We start from the raw sequence: 18431 nt of genomic DNA on the forward strand, positions 1-18431 counted from the left end.
AGCGTGCCCCAATGTTGAATGTGTCGCCGCTATCGCGAGCAAGCTCGCTCCCACCTTGGGTTCATGTTGTTTTATACATCGCCGTTACTGCCCCAAACCCTTGAGAAAACCACGGTACAGCGCAGCGGTTTTCCCCGGTTGCTCGATCATGGGCAGGTGGCCGATCCCGTCCCAGATTTCCACGCGCAAGTCGGCGATGCCCTTGCTCCACACCGGCACGCTGCTGACATCGATCACCCGGTCCTGGCGGCCCCAGAGCAGCAGCGAAGGGGCGCGAATATCGGCCAGGTGGGGCTCCATCGACGGGCTGGCGCGAAAGTCGGTGTAGATCTCCGCCAGTTCTTCGCGGTGTTGTACATAGCGCTCGGCCACGGCCGCCATCACCATGCCCGGTACCCAGGGCGGCGAGGCCATGGTCATGGCGTAGAACGGCATGAACTCCTCCCGCGAATGCACCAGGGACGGGTTACGACCGGCGGCCAGTTGGCGGTCCATGTCGCTGGGTTGGGGGGAGGTGACGCCGGCCGGATTGAGCAGCGCCAGGGTCAGCACGCGATCAGGCGAAGTGGCCGCCAGCCACGCGGCGAGATGGCCCCCCATGGAATTGCCGATCACATGGACCTTGTCCAGGCCGCAGGCGTCGAGCAACTCGATGATCCGCCGGGCCTGGGTCGGGATGTCGTAGCCGCCGCCGGCCTTGAAGCCGGTTTCGCCATGGCCGGGGAGGTCAGGGATCACCACCCGGTAATCACCGACAAAATGCCGGGCAACACGCAGCCAGAGGTTCTTGTCGCCGCTGTAGCCGTGCAGCATCAGGATGCTGGCGGACGCTTCATAAGGCCCGCCCTGCCAGGTCGACACGGTCATCTCGCTGATGGGCACGGTGATTTTGCGCAACCGGTAAAGGCGTGCCTCCAAAGCCATGTTCATGTCGTAGATCACATGGCCGATGCCGGGATACGTCAACCAGCTCCAGGCGATAAGTACAGCAAGAACTACCCACAACACCAGCATGTTTTGCCCTCCATGGGCTGCGACAGAATGATCAAACGGATCAGTCGGTGATAAATGAAGCTTGAAGCCGGAACATCGTTACCCAGGGGCCTCCTTTCCGAAGGCTTACGGATTTCCTTGTCATATATAGCCAAAATCCCAGCAGAGTCTCGCATTTGAATGTGAATAAATACCCCTGCATCACTAGTGGCTATTTGATGCCGCCCTGTTAGACTCCAGGCAACCCCGTCCCGATGGCTCGGGAACCCGCGGTGCAGAGGCGTCCATGCAAAAACCGGGAAAACAGGGACTGTCGTTGGCCAGGAGGCTCTATGTATCGCGCACCCTGGGCCTGACGCTGGGGTTGCTGCTGGTCAGCGCCGCACTTTATCCCCTCGATCCGGCACCCTGGGTCTGGGGCTTCATGCTGTTCAACGGCCTGCTCTGGCCGCACCTGTCTTATTGGTGGGCCCGCCGCAGCGCGGTGCCTTACCACGCCGAACACCGCAATCTGCTGATCGATGCCTTTCTCGGCAGCTTCTGGGTCGTGGCGATGCACTTCAACCCGCTGCCCACGGCCGTCACGCTGGCGATGATGGCGATGAACAACGTCGCCATCGGTGGCCTGCGTTTCCTGCTCGTTGGGGTGATAGCCCAGGTGGCAGGCATCGCGGTGGGCACGGTGATCTTCCCGCTGACCAGCGTGCCCATGACCAGCCCGGCGCAGATCTACGCGTGTCTGCCACTGCTGTGCCTGTATCCGATGGCACTGGGTTGGATCTGCTTTCGCCAGGCCCACACCCTGGGCCGGCAAAAACGTGAACTGCTGGCCCTGAGTCGTACCGACAGCCTGACCGGGTTGCTGAACCATGGCGCCTGGAAAGATCGCCTCAACGAGGAATTCCAGCGTTGCGTGCGCCAACCAGCAGACGGGACGCCCCGTGGCGCGATTGCATTGATCGACATCGACCATTTCAAGATCATCAATGACACCTATGGCCACGGGGCCGGCGACATCGTGCTGCGTCAGCTTGGCAAGCTGCTCAGGCAGAACCTGCGCTCCGCCGACATTGTCGGGCGTTATGGTGGCGACGAGTTCGGCGTGATTTTGCCGGACGTGACCCAACACAACGCGGTGCAGGCCATGGACGGTTTGCGCGAGCGCTTCGCGACCCTCAGCTACGAGCGGGACCCGGCGCTGAAAGTGAGCCTGAGTATTGGCGTCGCGGTCTTCAACCCGGCTTATGCCGACGCGACTCTCTGGCTCAACGATGCAGACCAGGCGCTGTACGAAGCCAAGACCAGCGGGCGCAACCGGGTCATTTGCCACCGCCATCGACCACTGTTGGAAGCGTCGACCGTTTCTGACTGAGATGGCCTCTTGCTGCCTAGAGCCTTGGTTCATTGTCGGGTAGGGTGCCCATGGCATTCTCTCGATACGGAACAAGGATGAAATCATGACGATGACCGCTGTTCGCTCCCGTCTGGCCGTCAGCCTCGGCCTGAGCCTGGCCCTTGGCGCCTTCACCCCCATGGCCTTTGCCCAACCCCATCAACAAATCCTGACCGACGCGCAGCAGTACAAGGGCGAGGCCCTGAAGTTGCTGGAGCGGCTGGTGAATATCGACTCCGGCTCCGGGTACGTGCCGGGGCTGACCCAGGTCGGCGACATTGCCATCGACGAGCTGAAAAAGTTGGGCGCGACCATCGAAAAGGTGCCGAACTCGGACGGTACCCAGCACATCCTGGCGACCCTCAAGGGCACCGGTAAAGCGAAAGTCCTGCTGATGGCCCACATGGACACGGTGTTCAAGGAGGGCTCGGCCGCCGAACGCCCGTTCCATATCAAGGATGGTCGCGCCTACGGGCCGGGAGTGATGGACGACAAGGGCGGCATCGTCGCGGGGATCTACGCCTTGAAGGTGCTCAAGAACCTGGACTTCAAGAACTACGCGCAGATTACTTTCCTGCTCGACGCCAGCGAAGAAACCGGCTCGGACGCCGCCACCGACCTGATCAAGAAGACCGCCAAGGCCCATGACGTGACCCTCAACCTCGAACCGGGTCGCCCGGCCGACGGCTTGGTGGTGTGGCGCAAGGGCAGTGCCACGGCGCTGGTGGAGGTCAAGGGCAAAGCGTCCCACGCCGGCGTCGCGCCGGAACTGGGGCGCAATGCGGCGATGGAGGCCGCACACCAGATCTTGCAACTGGGCAAGCTCGGCGACGCGGAAAAGAAAACCACCATCAACTTCACGGTGATCAACGCTGGTGACCGGACCAACGTGATTCCCGACCAGGCGAGCGCCAAGGCCGATGTGCGGGCGGCGGTGCCGGAAGAATTCGACCGCATCGAAAAAGACCTGGCCCGGGTCTCGCAGGACAAGTTGATCGCCGACACCGAAGTCACCACCAGCCTCAAGCGCGGCCTGCCACCGATGCCCCAGACGGCGGAGTCGGACCGGTTGATGGCCATGGCCCAAGGTATCTATGGCGAACTGGGGCGCAAACTCACCGAGGAAGGCAGCGGCGGTGCGGCGGATGCCAGCCTCTCGGCCGGTGTCGGCACGCCGACGCTGGATGGCTTTGGCATCGTCGGCGGCAACATTCATACGCCGGAGGAATACGCCGAAGTCGAGAGCGTGGTGCCCAGGATTTATCTGCTGTCGCGGATGATCATGGAGTTGGCGGGGCGCTAACGCACTATGCCGGAACGTCGAACGCCTCGAAACCTTGTGGGAGCGAGCTTGCTCGCGAAAGCGATCTGTCTGTCGATCAAATGTTGGCTGGCAAACCGCCTTCGCGAGCAAGCTCGCTCCCACAGGGAAATGCGCTATGTCGACGGACGCGTGTCGACGTTGTCCAGCGCGCGGTTTGCCAGCTGTCCACTCAATTCGATCAATTGCTGGATGCCCAGGGCAATGTGGCGCCTCGAGCCTTCCAGGTCGAAGGCCTGGTCGCTGAGCATGGCGTTGGCCGAGGCCAGGGTTTCGCTGAGGTTGGCGAGCAGGGATTCGGTGTCGACACCGTTGACGACAGTGAAGAGTTGGCCGGGGTCAGCCTCGGCTTTGGTGGTCTTGGGCTTGAGGTAGTAGTCGAGGGCGCGCTCGGCGGCTTTGTCGAATGCTTTTGATGTGGGATCGGTGTCCGGTGGATTCGGTGTTGGCTTGAACATGGATGAAACTCCTTGGTAATTGGAGCCGCAACCTTTTGCTACCAAACATTAGGTGGCGGCTATACGCAGGTTGGTAGACCGGGTACCAAGGCAAACCCAGCGCGCCACAAGGGCGCCCCGCGCACAGCCGCCATAATAAATGCCGGAGCTGTGCGCCTTAGTTTTACCCGGGCTACCAAACCCGATCGCTGATTTTCAGCGACCGGAGAACAGTAAAACCCGGCCCTAAGGCGTACAAGCCGGCGGATTCTGGCGTAGTTGTAGGCAATGGCGCAAGGCGACGGAGCTTGGTCCTACGCCGAAGCCAGCGCGATAAACGCTGAGCTTTTGTGGCGAGGGAGCTTGCTCCCGCTGGGTGGCGAAGCCGCCCCAAAACCGGTTGACGCGGTTTTCCAGCAACACCGCGCCAGCCGGTTTTACGACTGCTGCGCAGCCGAGCGGGAGCAAGCTCCCTCGCCACAGTGGTTTGCGCCGCTTGGCGGGTTCAGTACACCCAGACCTCCACCCGCCGATTCCGAACCCTGCCTTCATCCTCGCTATTGGCCGCCACCGGCATCAAGGCGCCGAACCCTCGTACTTCCCGCAACGCCACGCCGTATTTGACCAGTTCACGGCGCACCGCCATGGCTCGCAGTTTGGACAGCAGGTCGGCCCGCGCCGGGTCATCCTTGGCGTCGCCAAAACCTACCAGGGTCACGCGTCGGTCGGCTTTGCCGTGCTGCTTTATATAGTCGAGCACGCGGCTCAGGTCCTGGTGGGCCTTGTTGTCCAGGCTGGCGCTGCCTTCTTCGAAGCGGAAATTCACGGTCAAGCGTTGGGCGTGGCGGCTCAGGGCCTGGTACCCCTCGGGCATCAGTGCATTAGGCGTGACGGCCATGGCCTGGACGGTCTGGGCGATAAACCCGTTGGCCGCGACGATGGCCTGGCCTTTGTCGCTTTGGGTGAACTCGACCAGTGCCGTGGCCCAGGGGTTGGTTTCCCAGGGAGGTAAATAGAAGAACAGCCGGCGGGACAAGGGGTAGTCCTCGGTGGCGATCAGGTGGTTCTGCGGCAACATCGGTTGGGAATCGCCGTCGGCAATCGCCAGGGCTTTGGCCTGGCGTACGTAGGGCAAACCGATGAAACCGATGCCTTGCGGGTCTTGGCTGACGGCGTCGGACAACTGTTCGCTGGATTCGAAGCGTCGCGCTGTGGGATCCAGCCGCTTGCCATGTCGGCCAAGCACCAATTCCTTGAAGGTATCGTAGGTGCCGGATTGTTCATCCCGGGCATACAGCTGAATCGGCCCGCCAACGCCGCCCACCGCTTCCCAGGTCTTAGCCTCGCCGCTGAATATTCGCGCCAGTTGCACGGTGTCGAGCTGACGCAACGGGTTTTGCGGATGAAGAATAATCGCCAGACCATCAATGGCGATGACCTGCTCGGCGGTAGGACTTTTCAGGTCGCCCAGGGACGACAACTCCTTCAGTTCACTGTCCTTGATTGGCCGGGAAGAGGCCGCCAGGTCGGCGCTGGCCTGCTTGAGGGCGACGAAACCGGTGCTGGAGCCATGGGCCGTGATGTCGACTGCCACCCGCCGGCCATCGGCGGTCTGGCCGACGATGCGCTGCTCGTTGTCGCGCCCGGTGATTTCGCTGCTGACCCTGAGCAGGCCCTGATCTTCCATCAAGCCTCTGACCAGGGCCGGCCCCAGCGCCGCGCCGATGGTATTGGAGCCCTGGAGGCGCAAGGCTGGGCCCTGTTCGGGAATGGGCAAATAGCCGGCCCATGCCACGAACGGCAGCCAGAGGCCCATGAAAACCACAACACACAGCCGCATGCCGGCACCTTCTGAACCCGAGGAAGTGCCGGAAGATTAAGTCAGTCAGGTTACTGAAAGGTGACAGGGGTGCGACGGAGCACCGAATCCGATGTGGGAGCGAGCTTGCTCGCGATGACGGCGGCACATTCAAGATCACATGTGACAGCTGGATCGCTATCGCGAGCAAGCTCGCTCCCACAGGGGGTGGTGTGACGCGATCAGCTCAACTGCAACCAGATCGGCGCATGGTCCGACGGTTTTTCCATGCCCCGCAGCTCATAGTCCACGCCAGCGTCCTTGACCCGTGGCAGCAGGCCGTGGGAGGTGAGGATCAGGTCGATGCGCAGGCCGCGCTTGGGCTCGTCCTCGAAACCGCGGCTGCGATAGTCGAACCAGCTGAAACGGTCGGTGACGTCCGGGTTCAGGTGGCGGAAGCTGTCCACCAGGCCCCAGTTCTTCAGGCGGGCCATCCATTCGCGTTCTTCCGGCAGGAAGCTGCATTTACCGGTTTTCAGCCAGCGCTTCATGTTGTCCGGGCCGATGCCGATGTCGCAGTCTTCCGGGGAGATGTTCACATCGCCCATCACCACCACCGGCTGGTCGTTGCTGAAGCGGCTTTCCAGCAGTTGCTGCAAATCGTTGTAGAAACGCTCCTTGGCCGGGAATTTGGTCGGGTGGTCACGGCTTTCACCCTGGGGGAAGTAACCGTTCATGATGGTCACCGGCATGCCGTTAGCATCGGCGAAGGTGCCCCAGATGAAGCGACGCTGGGCGTCCTCGTCGTCACTTTCGAAGCCTTTGTGCAGGCTCAGCGGCGCCTGGCGGGAGAGCAGGGCGACCCCGTAGTGGCCTTTTTGCCCATGGTAATGCACGTGGTAACCCAGGGCCTGCACCTCGGCCAGGGGGAATTGTTCGTCGTGAACCTTGGTTTCCTGCAGCCCGATCACATCCGGCTGGTGCTTCTCGATCAGCGCCGCCAGCTGATGGGGGCGGGCGCGCAGCCCGTTGATGTTGAAGGAGACGATCTTCATGGTCGGCTGTCCTGGCAAAACTGCGATGCTAGCTGACATGTGGGAAGGGAGCCAGCGTGGCAGTAGGACAAATGCGCTGCTAATGTCCTTTGCATGTAGGAACGATCACGACCCCATCGGGTTCGTACTCATAAGAGCAGGGCCTCATCGAGCCTCGCCCCAGGAGATCCAACACCATGCCTGAAACCGCCATCGCCGACGTCCATATGCTCGACAGTGGTTACTCCCGTGAAGCCCGTTCGTTGCTGTACCAGGCCTATCGCCACGAGCCTACCTTCAGCTACCTGTTCGAATCCGAGCGTCCCGGTTATGAGCAGCGGGTACGGGCCACGGTGCGTGAGCTGGTCAAGCAGCATTTTCTCCAGGACCTGCCGGCCATCGGCCTGCTGGTCAACGACCGCCTGATTGGCATCGCGCTGATCGCCCCGCCGCAGCGGCGCCTGGGAATCACCGAAAGCTGGGCCTGGCGCCTGCGCATGGTCTTGAGCACCGGTTTTCGCTGCACCCGGCGCTATCTGGAGTACCACGCGGCGGTGCTGGCCTGCCTGCCGTCGGATGCGGTCCATGTATTGCCGCTGCTGGGGGTGCACCCACAGTTCCAAGGCCAGCATTTCGGCGAGCAGTTGCTTGAGGCGGTCCATAACTGGTGTGCGGTGGACGAGCATTCCCAAGGGGTGGTGCTGGACACCGGCAACCCGCGTTACCTTGAGTTCTATAAACGCCAGGGGTACGAGGAAATCGGTGAAGTTGCGGTAGGACCTATCCGTGAGCATGTGTTCTTCCACGCCAACCCGCAGATTCTGCAAAGCGCAAGGGCATAGTCGGGCGAACTTTTAGGAAATGTCCGGCTCTATCAGGCACCTACGCTCGTGATAGCATCCGCGCCATGAACCTCCCAGGAAGAATGACCGGTGGCGCGCTTTTGCTGTCCCTCAGCTGCGCGGCGCTGGCAAACAGTGAATTGGAAGTACGCGTCCAGCCGTCCAATGATGAACTCAAGGCCAACGTCGAAGGTTACATCGGTGGCGTGGGGGATCGTGACGAGGAGGCCTTGCTGCGCTTCAGTCGCGGTGCCGAGGAACAGGCGCGCAAGGCCGCCCAGGCGCTGGGCTACTACCAGCCGCAGATCGACAGCGCGGTCAAGGGCGGCAAGGATCCACGGCTGGTGCTGACCATCGACCCCGGCGAGCCGGTGCACCTGCGCAACGTCACCGTGCGCATCGATGGGCCGGCGGCTTCGCTCAAGGCTTTTCGCGTGCCCGACAACGCCGCGCTGAAGCCCGGCGCGGTGCTCAACCATGGTCGCTATGAAGACGCCAAGCGGGTGATCCAGAACCAGGCCTCGCGCTATGGTTATTTCAGCGGGCGTTTCACCCAGCAGAAACTTCTGGTGGACCCCCAGGCGGGCATCGCCGACATCGAGCTGGTCTACGACAGTGGCCCGCGCTATGCCTTGGGCACGGTGAGCTTCGAGGGCGATACGCCGTTCGACGAAGACCTGCTGCAACGCATGGTGCCGTTCAAGGCCGGCACGGCGTATGACTCCGAGCTGATTGCCGAACTCAACCAGGCCTTGCAATCGAGCGGCTATTTCGAAGGCGTTCGGGTGGATGCGGCCCCCACCGCCGCCACCAACAATGTCATTCCGGTGGCGGTCAAGCTCGATACGCGCAAGCCGCGCACCATGGGCCTTGGCCTGGGCTTTTCCACCGATGTCGGCCCCCGGGCCAAAGCCAACTGGACGCGCCACTGGGTCAACCCCCAGGGCCACAGCTATGGCTGGGAAGCGGAAGTTTCGGCGCCCCGGCAAAACGTCGGCCTGTGGTACGACGTGCCGCTGGACCCGCCGCTGACCGACAAGATGCGCTACGCCGGCGGTTATCAATATGAAGAACTGGCCGGTACCGACAGCCTCAGCAAACTGCTCACCGTGGGCCCGGAATGGCACAGCAAGTTGCCCAGCGGTTGGCAGCGGGTGGTGTCGCTCAAGTGGCAGCGCGAGGAGTACCGCCTCGGCGACGATGCGGGCCTGAGCACGCTGTTGATGCCGGGCGTGAGCTATTCCTATCTGCGCAGCGATAACCGCATCGACCCGCACAACGGCTACCGTTTGCAGTTCGACACCAAGGTCGCCAAGGAAGGGCTGGGCTCGGACAATAACCTTGTATACGGCACCGCCATGGTCAAGGGCCTGACCACGGTGTTCGATAAGCATCGCTTGCTGGCGCGGGCGCAAATCGGCGGCAGCGCCACCAATGGCTACAAATCCATTCCGCCGTCCCTGCGCTTTTTCGCCGGTGGCGACCAGAGCGTGCGGGGTTACGACTACCAGAGCCTGTCGCCGGAAAACTCCGAGGGTGACCGTATCGGTGGTCGCTACATGGTCGCCGGCAGCCTCGAGTATCAGTATTCCATCGCGGAAAAATGGCGAGTGGCGACGTTCATCGACCAGGGCAACTCCTTTAACAGTCTTGAGCTGCCGAGCCTGAAGACCGGCGTGGGTGTCGGCGTACGCTGGGTGTCGCCGGTGGGGCCGATCCGCCTCGACCTGGCCCATGCGATGGACGATGAAGGCGGTATTCGATTGCACTTTTCCATGGGGCCTGAGCTGTGACGCGTGGTGTGAAGATAACGCTACTGGCGCTCGCCGGGGGGCTGCTGACGCTCGTGCTGGCCTTGGGCGCGGTGCTGGGCACGGCATTTGGCAGCCGCTGGGCTCTCGGCCTGGTGCCGGGGCTGACCGTGGAGAATTTCCAGGGCCGGCTGGGCGGGCAGTGGAGCGCCGATCACCTGCTGTGGCAGCAGGGCGACAGTCGGGTGGCGATGGATCGATTGATATTCGCCTGGTCGCCGTCGTGCCTGGCGCGCATGACCCTGTGCATCGAACAGCTCAAGGCCGACCAGGTGGCCTTGCAGTTGCCCGCCTCGGCCGATGAGCCGAGCAGCGGCCCGATCAGCTTGCCGGACCTGGATTTGCCGCTCGCGATCGAACTGGGCGATGTGCAAGTTGGCAGCCTGTCGTTCAACGGCAGCGAGCAACTCAAGGGCCTGCAATTGGTTGCCCATTGGACCGCCGAGGGCCTGCAGATCGACTCGGTGCAATTGCAGCGCGACGAGCTGGGTCTGAAGCTGTCCGGCTTGCTCAAGCCCGGCGGCGACTGGCCGTTGAATGCCGAAGGCCGGTTGACCTTGCCTGCGCCGGGTGCCACGCCCTGGGCCCTGGACCTGAAAGTCGACGGCAACCTGCTCAAGACCCTCAACCTCAAGGCCGACAGTAGCGGCTACCTGCAAGGCCAGTTGACCGGTGAGCTGCAACCGCTGGCGGACAACCTGCCGGCCAAGGTGCGTATCACCGCCGACGGTTTCAGGGCCAGCGCCGATCTTCCAGACACGCTGTTGCTCAATCAGTTGGAATTGACCGGCGAAGGCGATCTGAAAAGTGGCTATCAATTGCTTGGCAAGGCGACGTTGCCCGCCGAAAACGGGCCAGTGGCATTGCTGCTGCAAGGCACCGTGGACGCCAATGGCGCACGGATCGCCGGCCTGGATCTGGACGCCGGCAATCAGCAGAGCCTGAAACTCAGCGGACAAGTGGACTGGCGCGACGGCTTGAGCGCCGAGGCGAAAGTCGCTTGGCTGGATTTCCCCTGGCATCGCCTGTATCCGCTGATCGACGAGCCGCAGGTGACGTTGCGCAGCTTCAATGGCGAAATCTCGTACACCGATGGCAACTACCTGGGCAATTTCCAGGCCGCGCTGGATGGCCCCGCCGGGGCTTTCAGCCTGGACAGCCCGTTCAGCGGCAACCTGGCGCAAATCCATCTGCCGCAACTCAAGCTCGCCGCGGGGCAGGGCAAGGCCGAAGGACACCTGAGCCTGCAATTTGCCGACGGCATTGCCTGGGACACGGCGCTGCAACTGTCGGCCATCAACCCGGCGTACTGGCTCGGCGAGCTGCCCGGCACCCTGGCCGGGCCGTTGCGCAGCAAAGGCGCGATGAAGAACGACCGCCTCGAGCTCGACGCGGACCTGGATCTCAAGGGCAAGCTGCGCGGCCAACCGGCGCTGTTCCAGGCCAAGGCCAGTGGTGCCGGCGAGCAGTGGAACCTCAGCGCGCTGGACATCCGCCTGGGGGATAACCGCATCAACGGCACCGGCAGCCTGCAACAGAAACTCACCGGCCAGATCGACATCAAGCTCGCCCGCCTGGCCCAGCTCTGGCCGCAGTTGCGTGGCCAGGTCGTTGGCCGGGTCGATGTCGCCGGCACGCTCAAGGCGCCCCAAGGCAAGCTCGGTCTGCAAGGCACGCAATTGGCGTTGCAGGACAATCGCCTGCAAAGCCTGAACCTGGACGCGACCCTCGACAGCGCCCAGCGCGGCAAGCTCGACCTCAAGGCCAGCGGCATCCGCGCCGGCGAAACGTCCCTGGGCGTGTTGACCGTCAGCGGGCAGGGCGACATCAAACGGCAAACACTCAACCTGGACTTGCAAGGGCCGCAACTCGACACGACCCTGGCGCTCGACGGCGCCCTCGACCAGGGCAATTGGCGCGGGCGCCTAGCCAGCGGCGAGGTGCAGGCCGGCGGTCAAGCCTGGCGCCTGCAAGCCCCGGCAAAACTGGAACGCCTGGTCGATGGCACGCTCAACGTCGGCGCTCACTGCTGGCGTTCCTTTGATGCCAGCCTGTGCGGTGAAGACCAGCGGCTGATGCCGGAGCCGAAGCTGCGCTATCACCTCAAACAATTCCCCATCGAAAGCCTGGCCCAGTGGATGCCCAAGGATTTTGCCTGGAAGGGCCGGCTCAATGCGGACCTGCAGCTGGACCTGCCGGCGAGCGGCCCGAATGGCCGGGTCCTGGTGGACGCCAGTGGCGGTACGTTGCGCATCCGTGACAAGGCGGGGGACAAGGCGCAATGGCTGGACTTTCCCTACCAGACCTTGACGCTCGATAGCCGCCTGACCCCCAAGCGCATCGACACCGACCTGAATTTCGTCGGCGCCAAACTCGGCGAGCTGGTGCTGCAGGCGCAGATCAATCCGCTGCCGGCCAGCAAGCCCTTGAGCGGCTCGTTCCGCCTGACCGGCCTGGACCTGTCCGTGGCCCGGCCGTTCGTGCCGATGGTGGAAACCCTCACCGGTCACCTGAGCGGCAGCGGGACGTTGTCGGGTGGTTTGCTCGCGCCCCAGGTCAACGGCAACCTGGTGCTCAGCGACGGCGAAGTCTCCGGCCCGGAACTGCCGATCAGCCTCGAAGCCCTGCAGGTGCGGGCGATGATTGCCGGCGAAACGGTACGGCTCGACGGCGCCTGGAAAAGCGGCAAGCGCGGGCAAGGCAGCCTGATCGGAAACATCGGCTGGGGCGAAGCCCTGACCCTGAATCTGGCGCTCAAGGGCTCGCAACTGCCGGTCACCGTCGAACCGTACGCAGTGCTCGATGTCGCCCCGGACTTGAACATCACGATGCAGGGCGAGCGGCTTTCCATTGCCGGCAAGGTCCTGGTGCCCAAGGGCGAGATCACCGTCCGCGAACTGCCGCCGTCCACCGTCAAGGTGTCGGATGACACGGTGATCGTCGGCCACCAGACCGAGGAGGGCAAGGCACCGATAGCCATGGCGATGGACATCGACGTGATCGTCGGCCAGGACAAACTTGCGTTCTCGGGTTTCGGCCTGACGGCCAACGTCCAAGGGCAGGTGCACATCGGCGACAACATGGACACCCGCGGTGAACTGTGGCTCAACGACGGCCGCTATCGGGCCTACGGGCAACGGCTGACGGTGCGCCGGGCCCGGCTGCTGTTCGCCGGGCCCATCGACCAGCCCTACCTGGACATCGAAGCGATTCGCCAGACCGACGACGTGATCGCCGGCATCCGCTTGAGCGGCAGCGCCGAGCAACCGACCACGCAAATCTTCTCGGAGCCGGCCATGAGCCAGGAGCAGGCGTTGTCCTATCTGGTACTGGGCCGGCCCCTGAGCACCACGGGCGAGGACAACAACATGCTCGCCCAGGCGGCGCTGGGCCTGGGGCTGATGGGCAGCTCGGGCGTGACCAGCAGCCTGGCCAATAACCTGGGCATCGATGACTTCCAGCTCGACACCCAAGGCAGCGGCAACACCACCAGCGTGGTCGCCAGCGGCAACCTCTCGGAAAAACTCAGCCTGCGCTACGGCGTCGGCGTGTTCGAACCGGCCAACACCATCGCCCTGCGCTACAAGCTCAGCAAGAAGGTTTACCTCGAAGCCGCCAGCGGCGTCGCCAGTTCGCTGGATATCTTCTACAAGCGCGATTTCTAACCCTTCCCCAAACCCCATAGGGCCAATCCCCTGTGGGAGCGAGCTTGCTCGCGATAGCGGCGTGTCAGTCAACGACGATGTTGAATGTCCTACCGCCATCGCGAGCAAGCTCGCTCCCACAGTAATGTCTGCATTTTGTCTGGTCGTGCATAGCAAGCTAACTATTTGTTTGACATTTGCTGCCTAAGCAGTAATATCTCGACATACATTCACTGCCTAGGCAGCAAACGGTGCTCAGATGAAGCATTTCACCCCAGACGAATTTCACAATTGCCACCTCGGCATGCTGCTCGGCCGCGCCGCGCTGCTCAAGGACCGGATCATCGACACCCACATGGAGCCCGTCGGCATTACCGCCGCCCAGTTCAAGGTGTTGATCATCATGGCCCAGCACGGCATCGACACACCGGTGGAGCTGTGTCGCTACCTGTCCCTGGACAGCGGCTCGATGACGCGGATGCTCGATCGCTTGGAGCAGAAAGGTTTCCTGGTCCGCCAGCGCTCGGCAGAGGACCGGCGCCAGGTGCAGTTGGTGCTGACCGAAGCCGGCCAGGCACTCGCTGATCGCCTGCCGTTCATTGGTGCCGACGCCATGAACCAGTTGGCCGGCGCCATCAGCCGCGAGGAGCTGCAAACCCTCGAAGACATCCTCAAGAAAATACTGCTCGCCGCCGGTGATCCCATCACCGTGTTGCGATTGGGGGAGAAATGAAACGTCAAACCTTGCGTACCCGCTTGAGCCTGGTGCTGTTGGCCATGAGCCTCGCCGGCTGTGCCAGCTACAGCGGCCTGAAGACCGAAGGTGTCAGCCTCGAGGCCAAGAGCCTACAGGCTGGACAGTCCCTGACCGGGGTCACGCTGTCGCCGGCCGCGTGGCCGAAAAACGACTGGTGGAAAAGCCTCGGTGATCCGCAGCTCGACGGCCTGATCCGTGAAGCCCTGCGCGACAGCCCGGACATGCAGGTCGCCAGCGCCCGGGTCCACCAAGCCAGTGCCGCGGCCTATGCCGCCAATGCGGCGCGCCTGCCGACCCTGGATGCCAGTGGCAGCGTCAGCCGTTCGCGTCTGGCCCGTGACCAGGATCCGCAAGGGCAGGGCGGGGCGTACAGCACCCTGCGTTCGCTGAGTGTGGACTTCAACTACAACTTCGACCTCTGGGGTGGTCAGCGTGCCGCCTGGGAAGCCGCACTGGGTCAGGCCCGCGCCGCCGAGATCGATCGCCAGGCCGCGCAACTGACCCTGGCCGCCGATGTGGCCCGGGCCTACAGCGATCTGGGCCAGGCCCACATCATTCATGACCTGGCCGCCGAAGACCTCAAGCGCACCCGGCAGATGCTCGACCTGGGCAAGCGCCGCCTCAGCGCCGGGATCGACAGCGAGTACCAGTTCCAGCAGACCGAAAGCCTGGAAGCCAGCGCCGATGCGACCTTGATCGACGCAGAAAAACGCCTGCAAAGCGCCAAGATCGCCCTGGCGGTGTTGCTGGGCAAGGGTCCGGATCGCGGCAATGAAATCGCCCGGCCCAACGTGCTGCAAGCCAGCGCGGTCGCCTTGCCGTCGAACCTCCCGGCCGAGTTGCTGGGCCGTCGTCCGGACCTGGTCGCGGCGCGCTGGCGGGTCGAGGCGGCCAGCAAGAACATCGAGGCCGGCAAGACCAACTTCTATCCCAACCTCAACCTGAGCGCGGCGGCAGGGGTGCAGTCATTGCTCGGCGATGCGATGTTCGGTTCGCCTAGCCGCTTCTTCAATGTGGCGCCAACCGTGTCGTTGCCGATCTTCGACGGTGGCCGCCTGCGGGCGGACCTGGATGCCCGGGACGCCGATTACGACCTGGCGGTGGCGCAGTACAACAAGAGCCTGGTCACGGCCCTTGGCGATGTCAGCGACACCATCAACCAGTTGCGCGACATCGCTCGCCAGATCGGTGCCCAGCAACATGCCACCGACATCGCACAGAACTCTTACGACACCGTGGTCCAGCGCTACGGCTCGGGCATCGGTAATTACCTGGACGTGCTGAGCATCGAGCAGCAATTGCTCCAGGCCCAGCGCCAACTGGCGAACCTGAATGCCGAGCAGATCGATTTGTCGATTCAACTGATGCAGGCCCTGGGCGGTGGTTTCGAAGCCCAGACCCTGGCGGCGGCCACGCCGACCCCTGCCACGCCGACCCACTGATTCGAGGTACTTGTCATGGCGACTGCCGAAACGACTCAATCCGAAAATACACAAGACAGCGGTAACCCACGCAAGCGCAAGGTCATGCTGTTGGCACTGGCGCTGATCGTCATTCTCGCGGGCCTGGGTGTGTGGGGCTGGCATGAAGTGTATGGCCGCTGGAGCGAAAGCACCGACGACGCCTATGTGAACGGCAACGTGGTGGAGATCACGCCGCTGGTGACCGGCACGGTGGTGAGCATCGGTGCCGATGACGGCGACCTGGTACGTGAAGGCCAGGTGCTGGTGCAGTTCGACCCGAACGACGCCGAAGTCGGGCTGCAAAGTGCCCAGGCCAACCTGGCCCGGACCGTGCGCCAGGTGCGTGGCTTGTACAGCAACGTCGATGGCATGCGGGCGCAGGTCAATGCCCAAGAGGCCGAAGTGCAGAAGGCCCAGGAAAACTACAACCGACGCAAGAACCTGGCGGCCGGTGGAGCGATTTCCCAGGAAGAGCTGTCCCACGCCCGGGATGACCTGACCTCGGCGCAGAATGCCCTGGCCAATGCCCGGCAACAGCTCAAGACCACCAGCGCCTTGGTGGACGATACCGTGGTGTCGTCCCATCCCGACGTGCAAGCTGCCGCCGCGCAATTGCGCCAGGCCTTCCTGACCAACGCCCGCAGTACCTTGATCGCACCGGTCACCGGCTATGTGGCCAAACGCACCGTGCAACTGGGCCAACGGGTGCAGCCGGGCACGGCGTTGATGGCGGTGATCCCGCTGGATCAGCTGTGGATCGACGCCAACTTCAAGGAAACCCAACTGCGTGACATGCGCATCGGCCAGCCGGTGGACATCGAGGCCGACCTGTACGGCAGCGATGTGAAGTACAGCGGCACCATCGACAGCCTGGGCGCCGGGACCGGCAGTGCGTTTGCCTTGCTGCCGGCGCAGAACGCCACCGGTAACTGGATCAAGATCGTCCAGCGGGTGCCAGTGCGCATTCATGTTAACGCCGAAGAACTGGCCAAGCATCCGCTGCGAGTCGGCCTGTCGACCCAGGTCAGCGTCAACCTGCACGACCAGAGCGGCCCGGTGCTGGCCCAACAGCCGCCGCAGAAAGCCTCGTTCAGCACCCAGGTCTATGACCGGCAACTGGCCGACGCCGACGCGATGATCACCCGGCTGATCCACGACAACAGTGCCGCGGCGAGCAAGACCGCGCAGCGTTAGTCAGTTATGGGATGAACCTGTGGGAGCGAGCTTGCTCGCGATGGCATTGGACCCGCCAGCATCGGTGGTGACTGATACACCGCTATCGCGAGCAAGCTCGCTCCCACAGGGGTTGGGCCTTGTCCTAAGGGATTTCGCTTCCTCCGCTTCATAGGATTTTCGCAATGAGCAATAACGCGTCCTTCACGCCGCCCAGCCTGTTGCTCAGTACCATCGGGCTGTCGCTGGCGACGTTCATGCAAGTGCTCGACACCACCATCGCCAACGTCGCCCTGCCGACCATTTCCGGCAACCTGGGCGTCAGCTCGGAGCAGGGCACCTGGGTGATCACCTCGTTCGCGGTGAGCAACGCCATCGCCCTGCCTCTCACCGGCTGGCTCAGTCGTCGGTTCGGCGAGGTGAAGCTGTTTTTGTGGGCGACGATGCTGTTCGTGCTCGCTTCATTCTTGTGTGGCATTTCCACCTCGATGCCGGAGCTGATTGGCTTTCGGGTGATCCAGGGGCTGGTGGCCGGGCCGTTGTACCCGATGACCCAGACCTTGCTGATTGCCGTCTATCCGCCGGCCAGGCGGGGCATGGCCCTGGCGTTGCTGGCGATGGTCACGGTGGTGGCGCCGATTGCCGGACCGATCCTCGGCGGCTGGATCACCGACAGCTACAGCTGGCCGTGGATCTTCTTCATCAACGTGCCCATCGGCGTCTTCGCGGTGATGGTGGTGCGCCAGCAACTCAAGGCGCGGCCGGTGGTCACCAGCCATCAGCCGATGGATTATGTGGGGTTGATCACGCTGATCATCGGTGTCGGTGCGCTCCAGGTGATTCTCGACAAGGGCAACGACCTGGACTGGTTCGAGTCGAACTTCATCATCATGGGCGCTGTGATTTCGGTCATTGCCCTGGCGGTGTTCGTGATCTGGGAGATGACCGACCGGCACCCGGTGGTCAATCTTCGGCTCTTCGCCTATCGCAACTTCCGCATCGGTACCATCGTGTTGGTGGGGGGCTACGCAGGGTTCTTCGGCATCAACCTGATCCTGCCCCAGTGGTTGCAGACCCAGATGGGCTACACCGCCACCTGGGCCGGGCTGGCGGTGGCGCCCATCGGCATCCTGCCGGTGTTGATGTCGCCCTTCGTCGGCAAGTACGCCCACAAGTTCGACCTGCGCTTGCTGGCGGGGCTGGCGTTCCTGGCCATCGGCCTGAGCTGCTTCATGCGCGCCGGCTTCACCAACGAGGTGGATTTCCAGCACATTGCCTTGGTGCAGTTGTTCATGGGCATCGGCGTGGCGCTGTTCTTCATGCCGACCCTGAGCATCCTGATGTCGGACCTGCCGCCGCATCAGATCGCCGACGGCGCGGGGCTGGCGACGTTCCTGCGAACCCTGGGCGGCAGCTTTGCCGCATCGTTGACCACCTGGATCTGGATCCGCCGGGCCGACCAGCATCACGCCTACCTGAGCGAAAGCATCAGCACTTTCGAGCCGGCCACCCGCGAGGCGCTCAACCAGCTTGGAGGCGCGAGCGCCCCGGCCTATGCCCGGCTTGAGCAGGTTCTCAACAGCCAGGCGTACATGCTCTCCACCGTGGATTACTTCACGCTGCTGGGGTGGGCGTTCATGGGGTTGATCCTGCTGGTGTGGCTGGCCAAGCCGCCGTTTGCGGCGAAGGCAGGGCCTGCGTCGGCGGGGCACTGATCCAAAGGTCAATACAATTCAATGTGGGAGCAAGCTTGCTCGCGATGGCG

13 protein-coding genes are annotated in these 18431 nt (G+C 63.2%); 9 read left to right on the forward strand and 4 right to left on the reverse strand.

Features of this window, described 5'->3' with window-relative positions; all coding sequences use genetic code 11:
* Positions 1-84: 84 nt before the first annotated feature.
* On the reverse strand, positions 85-1014 hold the full coding sequence (locus AB7M32_RS14930) for an alpha/beta fold hydrolase (protein WP_454250359.1): 930 nt from the start codon (positions 1012-1014) through the stop codon (positions 85-87).
* 265 nt (positions 1015-1279) lie between these two features.
* On the opposite strand from AB7M32_RS14930, the gene AB7M32_RS14935 reads away from it, so the two are divergent.
* Positions 1280-2365, forward strand: coding sequence for a diguanylate cyclase (locus tag AB7M32_RS14935; RefSeq protein WP_454250360.1), 1086 nt, complete (start codon positions 1280-1282; stop codon positions 2363-2365).
* Positions 2366-2450: 85 nt separating this feature from the next.
* A complete protein-coding gene (locus AB7M32_RS14940; protein WP_454250361.1) occupies positions 2451-3689 on the forward strand; it encodes a M20/M25/M40 family metallo-hydrolase in 1239 nt (412 codons plus the stop codon).
* 134 nt (positions 3690-3823) lie between these two features.
* Here AB7M32_RS14940 and AB7M32_RS14945 read toward each other — a convergent pair whose 3' ends face one another.
* From AB7M32_RS14945 to xthA, 3 genes are all read right to left on the reverse strand, one after another.
* Positions 3824-4165 (reverse strand): DUF6124 family protein, encoded by a 342-nt coding sequence (locus AB7M32_RS14945; RefSeq protein WP_454250362.1) that lies wholly within the window; start codon positions 4163-4165, stop codon positions 3824-3826.
* 484 nt (positions 4166-4649) lie between these two features.
* Entirely contained in the window at positions 4650-5984 is a 1335-nt protein-coding gene (locus AB7M32_RS14950) for a substrate-binding domain-containing protein (protein ID WP_454250363.1), read from the reverse strand.
* 200 nt (positions 5985-6184) lie between these two features.
* Positions 6185-6997 (reverse strand): exodeoxyribonuclease III, encoded by an 813-nt coding sequence (xthA, locus tag AB7M32_RS14955; RefSeq protein WP_454250364.1) that lies wholly within the window; start codon positions 6995-6997, stop codon positions 6185-6187.
* 176 nt (positions 6998-7173) lie between these two features.
* On the opposite strand from xthA, the gene AB7M32_RS14960 reads away from it, so the two are divergent.
* The 7 genes from AB7M32_RS14960 (at position 7174) to AB7M32_RS14990 (ending at position 18381) form a co-directional block, all read left to right on the forward strand.
* Entirely contained in the window at positions 7174-7818 is a 645-nt protein-coding gene (locus tag AB7M32_RS14960) for a GNAT family N-acetyltransferase (RefSeq protein WP_454250365.1), read from the forward strand.
* 65 nt (positions 7819-7883) lie between these two features.
* Positions 7884-9611 (forward strand): autotransporter assembly complex protein TamA, encoded by a 1728-nt coding sequence (locus AB7M32_RS14965; protein ID WP_454250366.1) that lies wholly within the window; start codon positions 7884-7886, stop codon positions 9609-9611.
* A complete protein-coding gene (locus AB7M32_RS14970; protein WP_454250367.1) occupies positions 9608-13294 on the forward strand; it encodes a translocation/assembly module TamB domain-containing protein in 3687 nt (1228 codons plus the stop codon). Before AB7M32_RS14965 ends, AB7M32_RS14970 begins: the two co-directional genes overlap by 4 nt.
* A gap of 238 nt (positions 13295-13532) precedes the next feature.
* Complete coding sequence (locus AB7M32_RS14975; protein ID WP_186706617.1) at positions 13533-14006, forward strand: MarR family winged helix-turn-helix transcriptional regulator; 474 nt, start codon at positions 13533-13535, stop codon at positions 14004-14006.
* Positions 14003-15472 (forward strand): efflux transporter outer membrane subunit, encoded by a 1470-nt coding sequence (locus AB7M32_RS14980; RefSeq protein ID WP_072405231.1) that lies wholly within the window; start codon positions 14003-14005, stop codon positions 15470-15472. The genes AB7M32_RS14975 and AB7M32_RS14980 overlap by 4 nt, the downstream gene beginning before the upstream one ends.
* A gap of 15 nt (positions 15473-15487) precedes the next feature.
* The gene (locus AB7M32_RS14985) at positions 15488-16687 is read left to right on the forward strand and encodes an HlyD family efflux transporter periplasmic adaptor subunit (RefSeq protein WP_454250368.1); all 1200 of its coding nucleotides are present in this window, start codon (positions 15488-15490) and stop codon (positions 16685-16687) included.
* Between the two features lie 164 nt (positions 16688-16851).
* Positions 16852-18381, forward strand: a complete 1530-nt coding sequence (locus AB7M32_RS14990; RefSeq protein ID WP_092327410.1) for a DHA2 family efflux MFS transporter permease subunit — start codon at positions 16852-16854, stop codon at positions 18379-18381.
* Positions 18382-18431: the final 50 nt, after the last annotated feature.

The sequence above is a fragment of the Pseudomonas sp. R151218B TE3479 genome, assembly GCF_053629195.1.

Bases quoted from the DNA above. Each gene is read 5' to 3' on its own strand.
- AB7M32_RS14950 (WP_454250363.1), bottom strand. From the start codon at position 5,984: ATGCGGCTGTGTGTTGTGGTTTTCATGGGCCTCTGGCTGCCGTTCGTG.
- AB7M32_RS14965 (WP_454250366.1), top strand. From the start codon at position 7,884: ATGAACCTCCCAGGAAGAATGACCGGTGGCGCGCTTTTGCTGTCCCTC.
- AB7M32_RS14940 (WP_454250361.1), top strand. From the start codon at position 2,451: ATGACGATGACCGCTGTTCGCTCCCGTCTGGCCGTCAGCCTCGGCCTG.
- AB7M32_RS14930 (WP_454250359.1), bottom strand. From the start codon at position 1,014: ATGCTGGTGTTGTGGGTAGTTCTTGCTGTACTTATCGCCTGGAGCTGG.
- AB7M32_RS14975 (WP_186706617.1), top strand. From the start codon at position 13,533: ATGAAGCATTTCACCCCAGACGAATTTCACAATTGCCACCTCGGCATG.
- AB7M32_RS14985 (WP_454250368.1), top strand. From the start codon at position 15,488: ATGGCGACTGCCGAAACGACTCAATCCGAAAATACACAAGACAGCGGT.
- AB7M32_RS14980 (WP_072405231.1), top strand. From the start codon at position 14,003: ATGAAACGTCAAACCTTGCGTACCCGCTTGAGCCTGGTGCTGTTGGCC.
- AB7M32_RS14990 (WP_092327410.1), top strand. From the start codon at position 16,852: ATGAGCAATAACGCGTCCTTCACGCCGCCCAGCCTGTTGCTCAGTACC.
- xthA (WP_454250364.1), bottom strand. From the start codon at position 6,997: ATGAAGATCGTCTCCTTCAACATCAACGGGCTGCGCGCCCGCCCCCAT.
- AB7M32_RS14945 (WP_454250362.1), bottom strand. From the start codon at position 4,165: ATGTTCAAGCCAACACCGAATCCACCGGACACCGATCCCACATCAAAA.
- AB7M32_RS14935 (WP_454250360.1), top strand. From the start codon at position 1,280: ATGCAAAAACCGGGAAAACAGGGACTGTCGTTGGCCAGGAGGCTCTAT.
- AB7M32_RS14960 (WP_454250365.1), top strand. From the start codon at position 7,174: ATGCCTGAAACCGCCATCGCCGACGTCCATATGCTCGACAGTGGTTAC.